Source organism: Delftia sp. K82 (genome assembly GCF_002193035.1).
Lineage (GTDB): Bacteria > Pseudomonadota > Gammaproteobacteria > Burkholderiales > Burkholderiaceae_C > Comamonas > Comamonas acidovorans.
In genome coordinates this window covers 1325739-1341054 of sequence record NZ_MYFL01000001.1, presented here as the reverse complement: position 1 = coordinate 1341054, position 15316 = coordinate 1325739, and the positions used below count along the sequence as shown (strand labels likewise).

The following is a 15316-nucleotide window of genomic DNA, read 5'->3' as shown; positions in this document are numbered from 1 at the left end:
ATGATCGTACGGGATGCGACACGTAGCCGCTCAACATCATCCACCGCTATCACCACGGTAGCTGTATCCACAGAGCGGACCCGCCCCAAAGATTCGTTGTCTTTATAATCGAGGATACTCATATGCATTTATCCAATAACAAGAGGAAGAAGTCGATCGAGACGCCAGAAGGATTCACCAGCAAGCTCTAGGCCATCCGGCGCTTCGTGGCTGAACATCCGGGTGCCCGCCGGTGACTCCTCGAGTGCAACGTAGCGGCTGCAGCGTCCGCTTTTAAGGAACTTGTGGGCCGTGGGGCTGATTTCCTTAGTGATAAGAACCAACGGAACCTCAGGACGCGTGCAGCGCTCCATCATCAGAGGCTGTAAGTGATCGTCATTGAAACCGTAGCCAATGCATAGAAATGCGCTGGCACGGGCGACTGCATCGTCGGCGCTGTGCATAGCACTACGGAATGGCTCTTCATGGGTTCTGCGGTATTTCTCGGTGCCTGGCGTGACGATGACTGGAGTAAAGTCTCTCGGAACCGTTCCAATGGGGGGTAACGCAACGACCGATCCGTCCATTCCGCTGAACCAGCCCAGCGAGCCATGCACCTTCCAGACATTGACCGTACGCGCTGGTCTACGCGCTGTGTGGATCCGCGGAACATCGACAGCGCGCGAGCCGAACATGCCAAAGGTGAAACCGGTGTAAGCACAGTAGCCGGCGGCCTCCGCAGCATACTCTGCAAGGCGGTCATAGTTGGGGGTCACAACCTGGATTTCCATGGCAGTACTGCGCAAGAGGTGCTGGAACAGTTGGCTAAGCGGCAACAACCGCCGGTTAGCGAGCACCTGCTCGAAAATCTGGAAGTCTGCTGCGTTGAGAAATTTCCAAGTGGTGTGTACTATATGCTTGAGCACCTGAGGTGTCACATTGACATCGGTCAAAGCGGACTCAAGATCCATCTTCTGAACTTTGTCGAGGAATCCGGTCCATCCTATGAGATGCGGGTCAAACTGGCAGTCCGCAGGCAGAATCGAAGCTGCTAGGTGACTGCCTAGGGGGCCCATACCTGGAATGCCATGCGCTGCAGACGCACCGCTACCCAGCACGATGACAGGTAGCTTGCTGATGCAGTCTTGGATATGTGACTGCATCGCATTCATTGCATTCAATGACTCCACTTCCTCACCTCTTTTCTCAACGTATTGATACGATACATGATTTCACTGACTGTGTCATCCTGTCGAAATCAGAATCAACCAGTCTTCGGCCCCACCAGAGCCTCCGCCGGAGGAAGCCCTGTCAGCAACTTCAGGCATAAAACAACCCTGTAGAAAATTCACTGAATGACGGTCGATTAGCACATCTGCACAACAACCACCACCCCCGAATCCCCTAGCTAGACCCTAGGTCGATTACCACGCAATGCTACCCAACGCTCTTTAATTCCAATTGAATCAAGAATTGAAGAGCTTCCAGACAACTCTCAATATTCAAAATTCCATGCACGAAATCATTTGCCCTCACTGTAAAAAAGCATTCAAGATCGATGAAGCTGGTTACGCTGATATTCAGAAGCAGGTTCGCGACAGCGAGTTTGACAAGCAAAGAGAAGAGCTAGAGAAGCAGTTGCATGAGCGCCTACAATTTGCGGAGCAAGAAAAGTGCAACGCCGTCGCACTGGAAAAAGCCAGAATGGAAAGTGAATTGATGAGCAGCGCCGCCAACAAGGATGCCGAAATCCAAGATCTCAAAAGCCAGCTGGATGCCGCGGCTATGGCCAGCCAACTGGCAGTGGCTCAAGCCCAGAGCGGGTTGGAAAAAGAGCGTGATGCACTGATCAACCAATTAGCCCAAGCACAGAGCGAGCAGCAAAGCGCCGAACAACTGGCTGCTACACGGCTGCAGGCCGAGTTGGAGAAGACTGCTGCGGCCAAAGATGCGGAAATCCAAAAACTCAAGTCTCAGTTGGACGGTGAAGCTGTGGCACGCCAGTTGGCAGTGAGCACCGCTGTCAGCGATGCACAGAAACAGCGCGACGAACTGGCGCAGCAACTGCGCCAAACCCTGCTCGAGCAAAAAGCCCAGGCCGAGCTGGCGCAAGCCCGACTGGAAAGCGAGTTGCAAAAAGCCGCTACGAGCAAAGAGCTTGCGTTGCAAACACTTAAATCTCAACTGGATGCGACGTCGGTTAGCCACCAATTGGCGATTACCGAGGCCGTGGGCAAGGTGCAGCAAGAGCGCGACACTTTTAAAAATGATCTAGATCGCGCTGCGCTGGAAAAGGAGCTGGCCGAAAAATCGCTCAAGGACAAGTACGAAACCCAACTCAAGGACCGAGACGAGGCCATTGAGCGCCTGCGCGACATGAAGGCCAGGCTGTCGACCAAGATGGTGGGCGAGACGCTGGAGCAGCACTGCGACATCGAGTTCAACCGAATCCGCGCCAGCGCTTTCCCGCGCGCGTATTTCGAGAAGGACAACGACGCCAGCAGCGGCAGCAAGGGCGACTTCATCTTCCGCGAGAGCGACGATGCCCAGACCGAGATCGTCTCCATCATGTTCGAGATGAAGAACGAGAACGACCAGACGACCACCAAGAAGAGGAACGAAGACTTCTTCAAGGAGCTGGACAAGGACCGCACGGAAAAAGGCTGCGAGTACGCGGTGCTGGTCTCGCTGCTGGAGCCCGAGAACGAGCTCTACAACAGCGGCATCGTCGATGTCTCGCACCGCTATCCCAAGATGTATGTGGTGCGGCCGCAGTTCTTCATCCCCATGATTACGCTACTGCGCAATGCGGCCATGAACTCGCTGCACTACAAGTCTGAGCTGGCCCTGGTGAAAGCGCAGAACCTGGACATCACACGCTTCGAGAGCCAGTTGGACGATTTCAAGACTGCGTTCGGCCGCAACTGGCGCCTGGCCTCCGATGGTTTCGAGGAAGCCGTCAAGCGCATCGACGAAGCCATCAAGGACCTGGAAAAGACCAAGGAGGCGCTCCACAAGTCGGCCAACAACCTGCGCTTGGCCAATGACAAGGCCGAGGACCTCACCGTCAAGAAGCTTACACGCGGCAACCCGACCATGGCAGCCAAGTTTACCGAGCTGAAGAACGAAGGTTCCACCGCGCCAAATTGACGTGGCAGTAAGCCCACCTGCTGCCGTTCATGTGTAAGGCTCTGAATGAATCAAGCAAGCCTGAAGTCGATGGCTGCTGGCGGGGTTGCGGCTGCGTTCGGGCAAGTGCAGTATTCGGGAGCGTTCCCACAGGCTACGGCTTCACCCAGCAAAGAAAAAGCGCCCGAAGCACAAGGCTCCGGACGCTTTCTCACCCCTATCTACCTGAAGTTGCACTCAACGAAGCCGCGCTTCAGTGGAATTGCTCCTCTTCCGTGGAGCCGGTCAGTGCCTTGACGCTGGACGAGCCACCCTGGATCACCGTGGTCACGTCGTCAAAGTAGCCTGCACCCACTTCCTGCTGGTGCGACACGAAGGTGTAGCCTTGTTCGCGGGCTGCGAATTCGGGCTCCTGCACCATGTTCACGTAGTGCTTCATGCCTTCGCCGTTGGCGTAGGCGTGGGCAAACTTGAACGTGTTGAACCAGTTGATGTGAATGCCGGCCAGCGTGATGAACTGGAACTTGTAGCCCAGAGCAGACAGGTCTTCCTGGAAGGACGCGATCTGGCTGTCGTTGAGGTTCTTCTTCCAGTTGAACGAAGGCGAGCAGTTGTAGCTCAGCAGCTTGCCTGGGCAGGCGGCATGCACGGCCTGGGCGAACTCGCGGGCAAAGCCGATGTCGGGCACGCCGGTTTCGCACCACACCAGGTCGGCATAAGGCGCATAGGCCACGCCGCGGCTGATGGACTGCTCCATGCCATTGCGGACACGGTAGAAGCCTTCCTGCGTGCGCTCGCCGGTCAGGAACGGCTTGTCGTTGGCGTCGTGATCGGAGGTGATCAGGTTGGCGGCTTCAGCATCGGTGCGGGCCAGCACGATGGTAGGCACGCCCATCACGTCAGCGGCAAAGCGGGCGGAGATCAGCTTCTCGACGGCTTCCTGGGTGGGCACCAGAACCTTGCCACCCATGTGGCCGCACTTCTTCACGGCAGCCAGTTGGTCCTCGAAGTGCACGCCGGCTGCGCCAGCGGCAATCATGTTCTTCATCAGTTCGAACGCGTTGAGCACGCCGCCAAAACCGGCTTCCGCATCGGCGACGATCGGCAGGAAGTAGTCGATGAATTCCTTGTCGCCGGGGTTGATGCCACGGCCCCACTGGATTTCGTCGGCACGCTTGAAGGTGTTGTTGATGCGGCGCACCATGGTGGGCACCGAGTCATAGGCGTACAGCGACTGGTCAGGGTACATGGTTTCGCTGGTGTTGCCGTCGGCAGCCACCTGCCAGCCCGACAGGTACACCGCTTCCAGGCCGGCCTTGGCCTGTTGCATGGCCTGGCCTGCGGAGATGGCGCCAAAGGCATTCACATAGCCCTTCTTGGCACCGCCGTTGATCCTGTCCCAGAGCAGTTCCGCGCCACGCTGGGCCAGCGTGTACTCGGGCTGCAGGCTGCCGCGCAGACGCACCACGTCGGCGGCGCTGTAGCCGCGCTTGACACCTTTCCAACGGGGGTTCTGCGCCCAGTCTTTCTCAAGGGCGGAAATCTGCTGTTCACGGCTCAGTTGCTGGGTCAGGGATTGGGGCATGTTGCTCTCCTGGGAGGTGGTTGAAACAAGCGGCTTTCTTGCGTCGGCCTTGGGATCAAATTTAAGTCTTATAGAAGACCTCATCAACATCTTGTGTCTTATACAAGACTAAATTTTTTATCATATAAATCAACGAGTTATTTTCATATTTTTCAATATGAAATCACATTTCTCGTATTGAGAAAAATTGGCGCAATGCAGCATTTCAATATTTCACAATGCAAAACATGAATTCCATGCCATGAAAAGTCACCACAGCATGGCAAGCGTCCGCGACAGGCACATGTCACGCACACCGGACGCGCTCACAGGTACCATCGCGCGTTCAGGCGGCGCTCCCGCCTCTCAAACCTGCACTTGCCGTGAACACCTCCCATCGCAGATCTGCCTATGCCTGCCTGGCGCTAAGCATGTCCCTGGTCGGCAGCTATGTCGCCCTCTCCAAGCCTCTGGCGGCCATTTTTCCGGTGCTGCTGCTGGCCTGGCTGCGCTTTGGCATCGGGGCCATCGCCATGCTGCGCTGGCTGCGCAAGCCGGCGGACGAGGCACCCCTGTCTCGGCGCACGCAGGGCCTGCTGTTTCTTGAGTCGCTGTTCGGCAACTTTCTCTTCACCATCTGCATGGTGACTGGAGTGAGCCTGACAAGCGCCGTCATGGCCGGCGTGACCATGGCGGCCATCCCTGCTGCCGTGGCCTTGATGAGCTGGCTGTTTCTGCGCGAGCGCGTGGCTGCGCGCACCTGGCTGGCCATTGCGCTGGCCGTGGCGGGCATCGGCCTGTATGCACTGTCCCGCCCAGACGCTGGCGCCAACTCGGCAGCATCTGCCCCAGCCTCACCGCAGGCGTGGCTGGGGCAGATGCTGCTGGTCGGCGCCGTGCTTTGCGAGGCGTTCTACGCCGTCATCGGCAAGCGCCTGACCACATCCCTGGGACCCAAGCGCATCACATCCATCGTCAATCTCTGGGGATTCGCGCTGTCAACGCCCTTCGGGCTGTATCTGGCGTGGCACTTCGACTTCGGCAGCGTGGCATGGAGCATCTGGGGCCTGCTGCTGTTCTACGCCCTTGCCGCCTGCGTGTGGACCGTGTGGTTGTGGATGACGGGCTTGCGCAACGTGCCAGCCTCCCAGGCCGGCACCTTTACGGTACTGCTGCCGATCAGCGCTGCCGTGGTCGGCATGTGCGTGCTGGGCGAACGGGTTACATCCATGCAGGCGCTGGCCTTTGCGATCGCCCTGCTGGGCATTCTCGTGGCCACCTGGCCGGGCAGAAAACGCCTTGCACAACACACTTCCGCGAGCGGTGCCAGCCCCTTCTGAAAACGCTGGTGCCGACGGCCAACCTGCCAGTGCGACCCTCGAAAGCGAGCCAGAATGCAAAAACTCCTCAAAAAACAGCGCCACAGCAACAAATCGAGGCAAAAATTTGACGGGTAAGCTTGGAAGAGCGTTTTTTTCCCATTAGCATCAGCCTGCCAGTGGATAGCGACGGTTTTTCGCTGGTAAAGAATCCACTCCATATTAGGAACAAGCAACATGGCAACTGCAAAGAAGGCAACGGCTGCTCCGGCAGCTCCCGCAAAGAAGCGCACTCCCAACGCCGCCTTCATGAAACCCCTCACCCCCAGCCCCGCTCTGGCTGCCGTGGTGGGTTCCACTCCCCTGCCCCGCACCGAGATCATCAGCAAGCTGTGGGTCTACATCAAGGCCAACAAGCTGCAAGACGCTGCCAACAAGCGCATGATCAACGCCGACGCGAAGCTCAAGGAAGTGTTCGGCAAGCCCCAAGTCTCGATGTTCGAGATGGCTGGCCTGATCGGCAAGCACGTCAAGTAATCCTCGGGCCTGCGCCACGACGGATGAAAGCCGGCCCCTGGGCCGGCTTTTCTTTTTTCCGGGATGCCACCTCCTCTTCTTGCTGGAGATGCTGCACGCCGACAACATTCCAATGCCATGAGCCAAGTGCCCGCGCTGCAAGCCGTTCCCGACGGCATCATCAATCTGGCCGACCACGAGGCGCATGCGCGGCAGCGGATGGACGACAACGCCTGGGCCTATTTCTCGGGCGGCGCGGCCGATGAGCGCAGTCTTGCGGCCAACCGCAGCGCCTGGGACGCGCTCACACTGTGGCCGCGCGTGCTCCGCCCCCTTGCAGGCGGTCATACCCGGCTGCAGTTGCTGGGCAGGGAGCTGGCCTGCCCGCTGCTGGTGGCCCCCATGGCCTTCCAGCGCATGGCCCATGAGGACGCAGAGCTTGCAACGGCCTATGCCGCTGCGGCGCTGGGCGCAGGCATGGTGCTCAGCACACAGGCCAGCCTGCCGCTGGAGACAGTGGCACAGGCAGCACGGCTCACGCCTGGCCATGGCCCTTTGTGGTTCCAACTCTATCTGCAGCATGACCGTGGCTTCACCACGCAACTGATCAAGCGCGCAGAGGCCGCAGGCTACGAAGCGCTGGTGCTGACGGTGGACGCACCCACCAGCGGTGTGCGGGACCGTGAACGCCGCGCGCGCTTTTGTCTTCCGCCGGGAGTGTCTGCCGTCAACCTGCAGGGGATGGCGCCACTTGCAGCCATGCAACTCGCACCAGGCCAGAGCCCCCTGTTCGACGGTCTGCTGCACCATGCACCTACCTGGGATGACGTCGCCTGGCTGCAGCAGCAGACACGGCTGCCGCTGCTGCTCAAGGGCGTGCTCCACCCGGCCGATGCGCTGCAGGCCGCGAGATTGGGAGTAGCAGGCATCATCGTCTCCAACCATGGAGGGCGCACGCTGGACACCGCACCGGCAACCGCAACAGCCCTTGCCCGCGTGGCCAGGGCCGTGCGCGGCGCGGGCCATGAGCTCCCCTTGCTGGCCGACGGGGGCATACGGCGCGGCACAGACGTGCTCAAGGCGATCGCACTCGGTGCGACAGCGGTTCTGATAGGCCGCCCCGTACTCTGGGGGCTGGCCAATGCGGGCGCCGCCGGCGTGGCCCATGTGCTCAGGTTGCTGCGCGATGAACTGGAGATCGTCATGGCGCTGACAGGGTGTGCCACCCTTGCCCAGGCCACTGTGGAACTACTGGATACCGAGTAAAGCCGAGCGCCATACAGCCCTACAGACAACCAAGAATTGCAAATGCGATGAATTCTCATTTATAATTTTTCATCCTATCAATAGCCAGCCACTACTGCCTGTAGCCATGATCGTCTGTGTATGCCGCCGGGTTTCCGACCGTGAGATCGCACGCCACGCTCATGCGGGCATGAGCTTTGACGAGATCCAATTCGAATTGGGTATCGCCATGCAGTGCGGCCGCTGCGAGAGCTGCGCCCGGGATGTGGTGGCGCAATGCTGCGCCAGCCAGCCCGTGGCGGCCATCCACAACGAGGTCGCGGCCCAGACCGTCCAGCTTGCCAACAACATTCTGGAGAGCAAAGCATGGTCCTCCTCTCAGCACTTGTCGGCAGCCTGATCCTCGTCGTTACATGCACCTGGTGGATTCTGCGCAGCTGATACTCCGTCTTCCGAGCGACAGCACCCGGCTCCCATACGCTGACCGCTCCTTCCGTCTCTATGTCCCAGTCTGATCGTTTTGCCCCCCCCGGGGGCCTTGGCCGTAACGTGGCCATCGCGGGTTCGGTCGTGGTCTTGCATGCAGCAACCCTTTGGGCGATGCAGCATGGCCTGCTCCAGCGCGCACCCGAAGAGGTCATCGTGCCAGCCCAGGTGATTGCGGAATTCATTTCGCCACCCGCTCCCGAGCCAGAGGCACCCAAGCCCCCTCCTCCGCCACCACCTCCCAAACCGCAGCCGGTCGTGAAGAAGGCACCGCCGCTGCCCAAGGCCATTGCCGACCCCAAGCCTGCACCTGCGGCGCCGCGCGGCACGCTGGACGACGAGCCCAAGCCCGTGGTGGAAGCACCGCCGGCACCACCCGCCCCTCCTGCGCCGCCAGCGCCTCCCGCTCCCCCGGCGCCACCGGCTCCGCCCAAGATCGAATTGCCGTCCAACAACGCGGCCTACCTCAACAACCCGGCCCCCAACTACCCTGCCATCAGCAGGCGCATGGGGGAACAGGGAACGGTCACGCTGCGCATCTTCGTGGACGCGCAAGGCCTGCCTCAAAAGATCGAGGTCAGCAAATCCAGCGGCTACGACCGTCTGGACCAGCAGGCCGTGGACGGCGTCAAGAACTGGAAATTCGTCCCCGGCAAGAGCAACGGCACGCCAACCCCCATGTGGGTCACCGTCCCGGTCAAATTCACCCTCAATTGATTCTCAGGAGTATCCATGGATTCCCAATTCGGCATTGCCCACGTCTGGACGCAGGGAGACTTCGTCACCCGTGCCGTCGCCATCATCCTGCTGGCCATGTCGGTGGCCTCTTGGCTCGTGATGATCATCAAGGCCCTGGACATCGTGAAGTTCAAGAAGCTGGCGCGCAACGCCCAGGACTTCTGGCACAGCCCGGACCTGGCCAGCGGCCTGGAAAAGCTGGGCGATGACCGCTCCAACCCCTTCCGCTACCTGGTGCTCGAAGGCCGCGAAGCCACCGCCCACCACCGCAAGACCAGCGCCCACCTGCATGACACGCTGGACATCAGCGACTGGGTGACCCGCTGCATGCGCAACGGCATCAGCGAATTCACCGCCCGCCTGCAATCGGGCCTGGCCATTCTGGCTTCCGTGGGCTCGACCGCTCCCTTCATCGGCCTGTTCGGCACCGTCTGGGGCATCTACCACGCGCTGGTCGCCATCGGCCTGTCCGGCCAGTCCTCGATCGACAAGGTCGCGGGCCCCATCGGTGAAGCGCTGATCATGACCGCCCTGGGCCTGGCCGTGGCGATTCCCGCCGTGCTCGGCTACAACGCCGTGGTGCGTGGCAACAAGTCCATCCTCAACGCCCTCAACAGCTTTGCCCACGACATGCACGCCTACTTCGTGACCGGCGCCCGCGTGTCCATCGACGGCAAGGAAGCCGGCAACGTGCTGCCGCTGAAGAAAGGCGCGTAAGCCATGGCATTCGGAACAATGGACGATGACGGCGAAGAGGTGATGAACGAGATCAACATGACGCCGCTGGTCGACGTCATGCTGGTGCTCCTGATCATCTTCATCATCACCGCGCCGGTGATGAAGCATTCGGTGAACGTGGACCTGCCCCGCGCCACCAACCAGCCCGAGGACGTCAAGCCCGCCACCGTGCGCCTGGCCGTCTCCGCCGATGGCCAGTACCACTGGAATGGCGTTGCCGTCAGCGATACGCAGTTCGAGGAGAACCTCAAGGCCGAGGCGGCCAAGGAGCCGCAACCTGACCTGCATATCCAGGGTGACAAGGAAGTGCGCTACGAGCGCGTGGCCCAGGCCATGGCCGCCGCACAGCGTGCAGGCGTGCGCAAGATCGGCTTCGTGACGGACCCGGCCAAGTAGGCCGTGGCAGGCGTTCCTTGCCTGGCGATCAACGACAACGGCCCTTCGGGGCCGTTTCTCATTCTCTTTACGCTGGCAGTGCATCGGGTCGCAGGGATAGGACTGGTCCCAGAAACCACAATGCGAGTAAGTCTCACTTGATTTTCAATTGAGAATTGTTATCATTCACAAAACTTTCCAATTTTTGAGGAATTCCCTGCATGTCTGCCACTTCCGCCGCCACCTCGCATCTGTCCGGCAACTCCAACGCCCAGGCCTTTGCAGCGCTGCAGGCCGCAGCATCTGCAGCCCTGACCGGGGCCGCCAGCGGACTCGACAGCACCTTGCTGCTCAATGGACAAAAGGCTGTGACCATCGTGCACAACGGCACGCCCTACCGCCTGCAGGCCACAAAGCTGGGTAAGCTCATCCTGACCAAATAAGCAAGATTCCGGCCGTCGTCGGATGCCCGACCGGCGGCTTCTTCGTTTCATCGTGGGGCGACCTTGGGACTTCCAGTCTCAGAGGTCGATTAGCCAGCCAACAAAATCTTCGGATTTTGCGTAGCCAAGCATTTTTTCCCCGCGCTGCAGCGCAGATTGACCAAAGAAAAAGCCCCTGTCCATCGGCACAGGGGCTTTTTCTTGGTTGCATGGATCAGTCCCCAGGGACCGATTCATGCAGCATGGGTGCACAAGGAGCTATTACAGGCCCAGAGCAGCAATGCCGGCGCTGGCAACCTGCGCATCCTCGCTGGCCTTGACGCCGCTGACGCCCACGGCGCCCAGGCATTGGCCGTCCTTCATGATGGCCACGCCACCTTCGAGCAGGCCGTCCAGCGTGGGCGCGCTCAGGAAGGCCGTGCGGCCGTTGTTGATCATGTCTTCATAGCCCTTGGTATCGCGGCGGCCCAGGGCCGCCGAGCGGGCCTTGGACGGAGCGATGTGGGCCGACACGGCGGCGGCGCCATCCAGGCGCTGCAGCCACAGCAGGTGGCCGCCGTCATCGACGATGGCAATGGTCACGGCCCACTTGTTCTTCAGCGCCTCGGCTTCTGCGGCGGCGGCAATGGCCTTCACGTCGGCCAGTTCGAGTTCATGCTTGGTCTTCATAAGATTCCAATTATCCATTCCATCACAAATGTCCTATAAGCATAGCAATCGTATGAGGACTGACAATGCATGCGCAGAACAAAACATTCGAAACCAAACCATGGCGGCGGCTCGGGGTATTGCAAGTCGCGCGCAAGCCGCCACCTAGAATGGGCAAGTCGCAACAACACTCCTTCGGAGGACTGGCCACATGAATGATCAAGTCACCACACTGGGCTCTGCGGGCTACGGTGTCTCGCAGCAAGAGCGCAATCGCGTATTGCGCAACACCTACTGGCTGCTGGCCCTGAGTCTTCTCCCCACCGTGCTGGGCGCTTGGCTGGGCGTGGCCACGGGCATCACGCGCTCGCTGAGCGGCGGGTTGGGGCTCATCGTCTTCCTGGGCGGCGCCTTCGGCTTCATGTTCGCCATCGAGAAGACAAAGCACTCGGCAGCCGGCATTCCCGTGCTCCTGGGCTTCACGTTCTTCATGGGCCTGATGCTGTCGCGCATGATCGGCATGGTCCTGGGCTTCAAGAACGGCTCCGAGCTGATCATGACCGCCTTTGCAGGCACGGCCGGCGTGTTCCTGGTCATGGCCTCGCTGGCCACGGTGATCAAGCGCGACCTGTCGGGCATGGGCAAATTCCTGTTCGTCGGCGTGCTGGTACTGTTCATAGGCTCCATCATCAACGTCTTCATCGGCTCCACGGCCGGCATGATGGCGATCTCGGTGGCGGCCATCGGCATCTTCAGCGCCTACATGCTCTATGACCTCAAGCAGATCATGGACGGCGGCGAGACCAACTACATCAGCGCCACGCTGGCTCTGTACCTGGACCTGTTCAACGTGTTCCAGAGCCTGCTGGCCCTGCTGGGCATCATGGGCGGCGAACGCGACTGATGCCGCACGCGGAAGGCTTCGCCTTCCCTGCCGCACACCAAAGGCCTCCTTCGGGAGGCCTTTTGCATGTCCGGGATCATCATTTGTGCAAAGCGGACTCAACTTCTTCCGAGGCCTGCCGATAATCTCCTCAAGATGACCATGCCTAATCTTCCCCGCACCTTCGCCATCCTGCTGCTGCCCACGCTGCTCGCCGGCTGCAAGCTGGATGATATTCCGGGCCTGGGACCGGACCCCCGCACCGTCGCCAAGGAGGCCGAGGCCAAGGCCATCGGCGGGGCGTGCCGCCATGCCCTGCGCGGGCTGGAGGACTGCTACACGCTCAACCCCAAATCGTCCAAGGCCCTGGTGTTTGCAGGCTGGAAGGATATGGACGAGTACATGCGCGCCAACAAGATGGAGGGCACGCCTTCGGTCCTGGGCCAGAGCGACCGCCGCCGCAGCGACAAGGACGAGGCGCCTGCCGAGCCGACCTCAGGCCGCAATCGCAGCTGACCCCTTTTGAGATCCGGATTTGAGATCTGGATCCGCCCGTCAAAAAGCCGTGGCCGCCCGAGGGCTCCACGGCTTTTTTCATGGCGCAGGCAGCCAGGCCGTCAGTCTGCGCAGCGCTCGAACACCGCCATGCTCTCCACGTGGGCCGTGTGCGGGAACATGTTGACCACGCCTGCCGACACACAGCGATAGCCGGCCAGATGCACCAGAAGGCCAGCATCGCGCGCCAGCGTTGCGGGATTGCAGCTGACATAGACGATGCGCTCGGGAAAGCGCCAGGCCTCATGCCCTGCCGGCAGGGGCTCGGCGCCTTCGGCACCGATGCGCGCCTGGTGGATGTCGGCCAGGGCCTTGGACAGCGCAAACGCGCCTTCGCGCGGCGGATCCACCAGCCACTTGCCGGCCACGCCGTCGGCGAACAGCATCTCGGGCGTCATCTCGAACAGGTTGCGCGCCACAAAGCGCGTGGGCGCGAGCTTGTCGCCCTCTGCGCGCTGTGCGTTGTTGGCCGCGTAGTTTTCATGGGAGCGCTTGACCAGCGTATCGCTGCCCTCGATGCCCAGCACCTCGCGCGCCTGCGTGGCCAGGGGCAGGGTGAAGTTGCCCAGACCGCAGAACCAGTCGATCACGCGCTCGTCCTTCTTGACATCCAGCAGGCGCAGCGCGCGCGTGACCAGCACGCGGTTGATGTGCGGATTGACCTGGGTGAAGTCCGTGGGCTTGAACGGCATGGTGATGCCGAAATCGGGCAGGCCGTAGTCGAGCTGGGCGCCTCCCTGCTCCATGAGGTGCACGGTGTCCGGGCCCTTGGGCTGAAGCCACCACTGCACGTTGTGCTCGGCTGCGAAGGCCCGCAGCCGGGCCTGGTCGTCCTCGGACAGCGGCTCCAGATGGCGCAGCACCAGGGCCGTGACGGAGTCGCCGCAGGCAACCTCGATCTGCGGGCAGGTTTCGCGCGCATCCATGGAGGCGATCAGCGCGCGCATGGGCAGCAGCATGGCGTCCACATGGGGCGGCAGGATCTTGCAGGTCTCCATGTCGGCGATGTAGCGGCTCTTGCGCTCGTGAAAGCCCACCAGCACCTTGCCTTTCTTGGCCACATAGCGCACCGACAGGCGCGAGCGGAAACGGTAGGCCCAGGACGGACCTTCGATGGGGCGCAGCAGCGTCTCGGGCTTGACCTTGGCCAGATGCCAGAGATTGTCTTCCAGCACGCGCTGCTTGATGGCCACTTGGGCGCCCACGTGCAGATGCTGCATCTTGCAGCCGCCGCAGGCACCGGCGTGCAGACCGAAATTCGGGCAGCCGGGGCGCACGCGCTGGGAAGATTCGCGGTGGATGGCCGTCAGGCTGGCGGCTTCCCAATTGTTTTTCTTGCGATGGGTGTTGGCGCTGACCAGTTCGGTCGGCAGGGCGCCGTCGATGAATACCACCTTGCCATCGCTCTTGCGGGCCACGCCCTGGGCGTCCATATCCATGGACAGCACCTGCAGCCAGCCTTCGGGCAGTGCAGGGGCGTCGATGTCGGCTTCGGGCAGGTTGTCGGGGATCTTGTTGTCGCGGGGTTCACTCATGGGGCACGATTGTCTCAGGCTCTCCCCTTGCCCTGTTGGCGGCTCCCGAAAAAAGCCCCCAACTAGCTTTTGCCTCTCAGGACCGCGGAGTGCTGCTGCGGCCCAGGTCCCGCTGCCGCTCCTGGCGCGCCCGGGCCAGTTGCTCGCGTTCGGCCAGCAGGTTGATTTCGGTGATGCAGTTGAATTCGTCCAGCGTGAACACCATGGTGGCGCCGCGCTCGATCTTGTCCACGGTCTGGTGCAGCGGCAAGGTCAGGTCCACCGGCGGGCGGTTGGAGCGGTAGATCAGTTCCTGCTCGGGCGTGTAGACGGAGTAGCAGGCGGCAGACGCGGCCTGCGCCAGCGCGCAGGCGGCCAGCACGGTGATGGCACGCAGGTTTTGCACAGCAGTCATGGTGTTCCCCTCAAAACGGCGGCCCGCCTGTGTATGTACTGGGTGGCAGGCCAGGCTGCCCAGCATTATGGAGCAGCACATGCCGCGCCCCGCCAGGTGCCGCCTCCGCGCTGCAGCCGGTTTTGATTTTTCAGCTTTCTCAAATTTCTCTCTTGACAGAAATTTCAGGTCTACAGACACTGAGGCCATGCAACTGAGTCCCATCGCACACCGTTTCATCCACCATTGGGGCGACATGGGCAGCTCCTGGGGAGTGAACCGCACGGTCGCCCAGATCCACGCCCTGCTGTTTTTCCATGGCCGCCCGCTCAACGCGGAAGAGATTGCCGACACGCTGGGCGCCGCTCGCTCCAACGTGAGCAACAGCCTCAAGGAACTGCAAGGCTGGGAGCTGATCCGCACCAGCCGCAGGCCTGGCGACCGCCGCGACTACTTCGAGACCTCCTCCGATGTCTGGGAGTTGCTGCGCACCATCGTGCGAGAGCGCAAGCAGCGCGAATTCGACCCGACCTCGGAGATGCTGCGAGAACTGATCGCCGAGCCTGGCTTCGATGCCGAATCCCCCGACACCCAGGACCGCGTGCACGAGACGCTGCGCCTCATGGAGTCGCTGGGCATCTGGACCGATGAAATGCTGCGCCTGTCGCCCTCCACGCTGGACAAGCTGCTGCGCCTGGGCGCCAGCGTGCAGCGCTTCGTGCGCTCCGAGGCCGCTGACACCCGCGTCAAGCGCGGACGCCAAGCCTGAAATTTCCGTCACAAGAGAAAC

Annotated in this window: 17 protein-coding genes; 12 read left to right on the top strand and 5 right to left on the bottom strand. The window is 61.2% G+C overall.

The annotated features are described in order from the left end of the window. Positions 1 to 128: 128 nt before the first annotated feature. Entirely contained in the window at positions 129 to 1151 is a 1023-nt protein-coding gene (locus KDK82_RS05735; protein ID WP_217649254.1) for an SIR2 family protein, read from the bottom strand. A 340-nt stretch (positions 1152 to 1491) separates the two neighbouring features. Between KDK82_RS05735 and KDK82_RS05730 the strand changes: the two genes are divergently transcribed. Beyond that, positions 1492 to 3129, top strand: coding sequence for a DUF2130 domain-containing protein (locus tag KDK82_RS05730; RefSeq protein ID WP_088164232.1), 1638 nt, complete (start codon positions 1492 to 1494; stop codon positions 3127 to 3129). Between the two features lie 232 nt (positions 3130 to 3361). Here the strand turns inward: KDK82_RS05730 and aceA are convergent, their stop codons facing one another. Next, complete coding sequence (gene aceA, locus KDK82_RS05725) at positions 3362 to 4693, bottom strand: isocitrate lyase (RefSeq protein ID WP_013801675.1); 1332 nt, start codon at positions 4691 to 4693, stop codon at positions 3362 to 3364. Between the two features lie 362 nt (positions 4694 to 5055). On the opposite strand from aceA, the gene KDK82_RS05720 reads away from it, so the two are divergent. The 8 genes from KDK82_RS05720 (at position 5056) to hemP (ending at position 10532) form a co-directional block, all read left to right on the top strand. After that, on the top strand, positions 5056 to 6012 hold the full coding sequence (locus tag KDK82_RS05720; protein ID WP_088164231.1) for a DMT family transporter: 957 nt from the start codon (positions 5056 to 5058) through the stop codon (positions 6010 to 6012). 216 nt (positions 6013 to 6228) lie between these two features. Further along, on the top strand, positions 6229 to 6528 hold the full coding sequence (locus KDK82_RS05715) for an SWIB/MDM2 domain-containing protein (protein WP_012206418.1): 300 nt from the start codon (positions 6229 to 6231) through the stop codon (positions 6526 to 6528). Between the two features lie 117 nt (positions 6529 to 6645). Continuing rightward, positions 6646 to 7773, top strand: coding sequence for an alpha-hydroxy acid oxidase (locus KDK82_RS05710; RefSeq protein WP_088164230.1), 1128 nt, complete (start codon positions 6646 to 6648; stop codon positions 7771 to 7773). 106 nt (positions 7774 to 7879) lie between these two features. Next, positions 7880 to 8152 (top strand): bacterioferritin-associated ferredoxin, encoded by a 273-nt coding sequence (locus tag KDK82_RS05705; protein ID WP_012206420.1) that lies wholly within the window; start codon positions 7880 to 7882, stop codon positions 8150 to 8152. 101 nt (positions 8153 to 8253) lie between these two features. Next, positions 8254 to 8955 carry an energy transducer TonB gene (locus KDK82_RS05700; RefSeq protein ID WP_088164229.1) on the top strand — a complete coding sequence of 234 codons (702 nt, stop codon included), beginning with the start codon at positions 8254 to 8256 and terminating at the stop codon, positions 8953 to 8955. Positions 8956 to 8970: 15 nt separating this feature from the next. Further along, on the top strand, positions 8971 to 9693 hold the full coding sequence (locus tag KDK82_RS05695) for a MotA/TolQ/ExbB proton channel family protein (RefSeq protein WP_012206422.1): 723 nt from the start codon (positions 8971 to 8973) through the stop codon (positions 9691 to 9693). A 3-nt stretch (positions 9694 to 9696) separates the two neighbouring features. Beyond that, positions 9697 to 10110: a biopolymer transporter ExbD gene (locus KDK82_RS05690; protein WP_088164228.1), complete on the top strand. Its 414-nt coding sequence runs from the start codon at positions 9697 to 9699 to the stop codon at positions 10108 to 10110. 200 nt (positions 10111 to 10310) lie between these two features. Next, complete coding sequence (hemP, locus tag KDK82_RS05685) at positions 10311 to 10532, top strand: hemin uptake protein HemP (protein ID WP_012206424.1); 222 nt, start codon at positions 10311 to 10313, stop codon at positions 10530 to 10532. A gap of 261 nt (positions 10533 to 10793) precedes the next feature. Here hemP and KDK82_RS05680 read toward each other — a convergent pair whose 3' ends face one another. Beyond that, positions 10794 to 11201 carry a heme-binding protein gene (locus KDK82_RS05680; protein WP_063325750.1) on the bottom strand — a complete coding sequence of 136 codons (408 nt, stop codon included), beginning with the start codon at positions 11199 to 11201 and terminating at the stop codon, positions 10794 to 10796. A gap of 190 nt (positions 11202 to 11391) precedes the next feature. On the opposite strand from KDK82_RS05680, the gene KDK82_RS05675 reads away from it, so the two are divergent. Continuing rightward, positions 11392 to 12084 (top strand): Bax inhibitor-1/YccA family protein, encoded by a 693-nt coding sequence (locus tag KDK82_RS05675; protein WP_088164227.1) that lies wholly within the window; start codon positions 11392 to 11394, stop codon positions 12082 to 12084. A gap of 135 nt (positions 12085 to 12219) precedes the next feature. After that, positions 12220 to 12579 (top strand): hypothetical protein, encoded by a 360-nt coding sequence (locus tag KDK82_RS05670; RefSeq protein ID WP_198820203.1) that lies wholly within the window; start codon positions 12220 to 12222, stop codon positions 12577 to 12579. Between the two features lie 101 nt (positions 12580 to 12680). On the opposite strand, the gene rlmD is transcribed toward KDK82_RS05670, so the two are convergent. Together rlmD and KDK82_RS05660 are read right to left on the bottom strand one after the other, a co-directional pair. Further along, on the bottom strand, positions 12681 to 14153 hold the full coding sequence (gene rlmD / locus KDK82_RS05665; RefSeq protein ID WP_088164226.1) for a 23S rRNA (uracil(1939)-C(5))-methyltransferase RlmD: 1473 nt from the start codon (positions 14151 to 14153) through the stop codon (positions 12681 to 12683). A 76-nt stretch (positions 14154 to 14229) separates the two neighbouring features. Beyond that, the gene (locus KDK82_RS05660) at positions 14230 to 14547 is read right to left on the bottom strand and encodes a hypothetical protein (protein WP_013801667.1); all 318 of its coding nucleotides are present in this window, start codon (positions 14545 to 14547) and stop codon (positions 14230 to 14232) included. 187 nt (positions 14548 to 14734) lie between these two features. Between KDK82_RS05660 and KDK82_RS05655 the strand changes: the two genes are divergently transcribed. Continuing rightward, positions 14735 to 15295, top strand: a complete 561-nt coding sequence (locus KDK82_RS05655) for a GbsR/MarR family transcriptional regulator (protein ID WP_088164225.1) — start codon at positions 14735 to 14737, stop codon at positions 15293 to 15295. The last annotated feature ends 21 nt before the right edge of the window (positions 15296 to 15316 follow it).

What these genes read in the sequence shown, in the direction of transcription:
- KDK82_RS05705 (WP_012206420.1), top strand. Translation starts at nt 7,880, where the DNA reads ATGATCGTCTGTGTATGCCGCCGGGTTTCCGACCGTGAGATCGCACGC.
- KDK82_RS05655 (WP_088164225.1), top strand. Translation starts at nt 14,735, where the DNA reads ATGCAACTGAGTCCCATCGCACACCGTTTCATCCACCATTGGGGCGAC.
- KDK82_RS05680 (WP_063325750.1), bottom strand. Translation starts at nt 11,201, where the DNA reads ATGAAGACCAAGCATGAACTCGAACTGGCCGACGTGAAGGCCATTGCC.
- KDK82_RS05710 (WP_088164230.1), top strand. Translation starts at nt 6,646, where the DNA reads ATGAGCCAAGTGCCCGCGCTGCAAGCCGTTCCCGACGGCATCATCAAT.
- KDK82_RS05735 (WP_217649254.1), bottom strand. Translation starts at nt 1,151, where the DNA reads ATGAATGCGATGCAGTCACATATCCAAGACTGCATCAGCAAGCTACCT.
- KDK82_RS05715 (WP_012206418.1), top strand. Translation starts at nt 6,229, where the DNA reads ATGGCAACTGCAAAGAAGGCAACGGCTGCTCCGGCAGCTCCCGCAAAG.
- KDK82_RS05700 (WP_088164229.1), top strand. Translation starts at nt 8,254, where the DNA reads ATGTCCCAGTCTGATCGTTTTGCCCCCCCCGGGGGCCTTGGCCGTAAC.
- rlmD (WP_088164226.1), bottom strand. Translation starts at nt 14,153, where the DNA reads ATGAGTGAACCCCGCGACAACAAGATCCCCGACAACCTGCCCGAAGCC.
- KDK82_RS05690 (WP_088164228.1), top strand. Translation starts at nt 9,697, where the DNA reads ATGGCATTCGGAACAATGGACGATGACGGCGAAGAGGTGATGAACGAG.
- KDK82_RS05730 (WP_088164232.1), top strand. Translation starts at nt 1,492, where the DNA reads ATGCACGAAATCATTTGCCCTCACTGTAAAAAAGCATTCAAGATCGAT.
- KDK82_RS05660 (WP_013801667.1), bottom strand. Translation starts at nt 14,547, where the DNA reads ATGACTGCTGTGCAAAACCTGCGTGCCATCACCGTGCTGGCCGCCTGC.
- KDK82_RS05670 (WP_198820203.1), top strand. Translation starts at nt 12,220, where the DNA reads ATGACCATGCCTAATCTTCCCCGCACCTTCGCCATCCTGCTGCTGCCC.
- KDK82_RS05695 (WP_012206422.1), top strand. Translation starts at nt 8,971, where the DNA reads ATGGATTCCCAATTCGGCATTGCCCACGTCTGGACGCAGGGAGACTTC.
- KDK82_RS05675 (WP_088164227.1), top strand. Translation starts at nt 11,392, where the DNA reads ATGAATGATCAAGTCACCACACTGGGCTCTGCGGGCTACGGTGTCTCG.
- hemP (WP_012206424.1), top strand. Translation starts at nt 10,311, where the DNA reads ATGTCTGCCACTTCCGCCGCCACCTCGCATCTGTCCGGCAACTCCAAC.
- aceA (WP_013801675.1), bottom strand. Translation starts at nt 4,693, where the DNA reads ATGCCCCAATCCCTGACCCAGCAACTGAGCCGTGAACAGCAGATTTCC.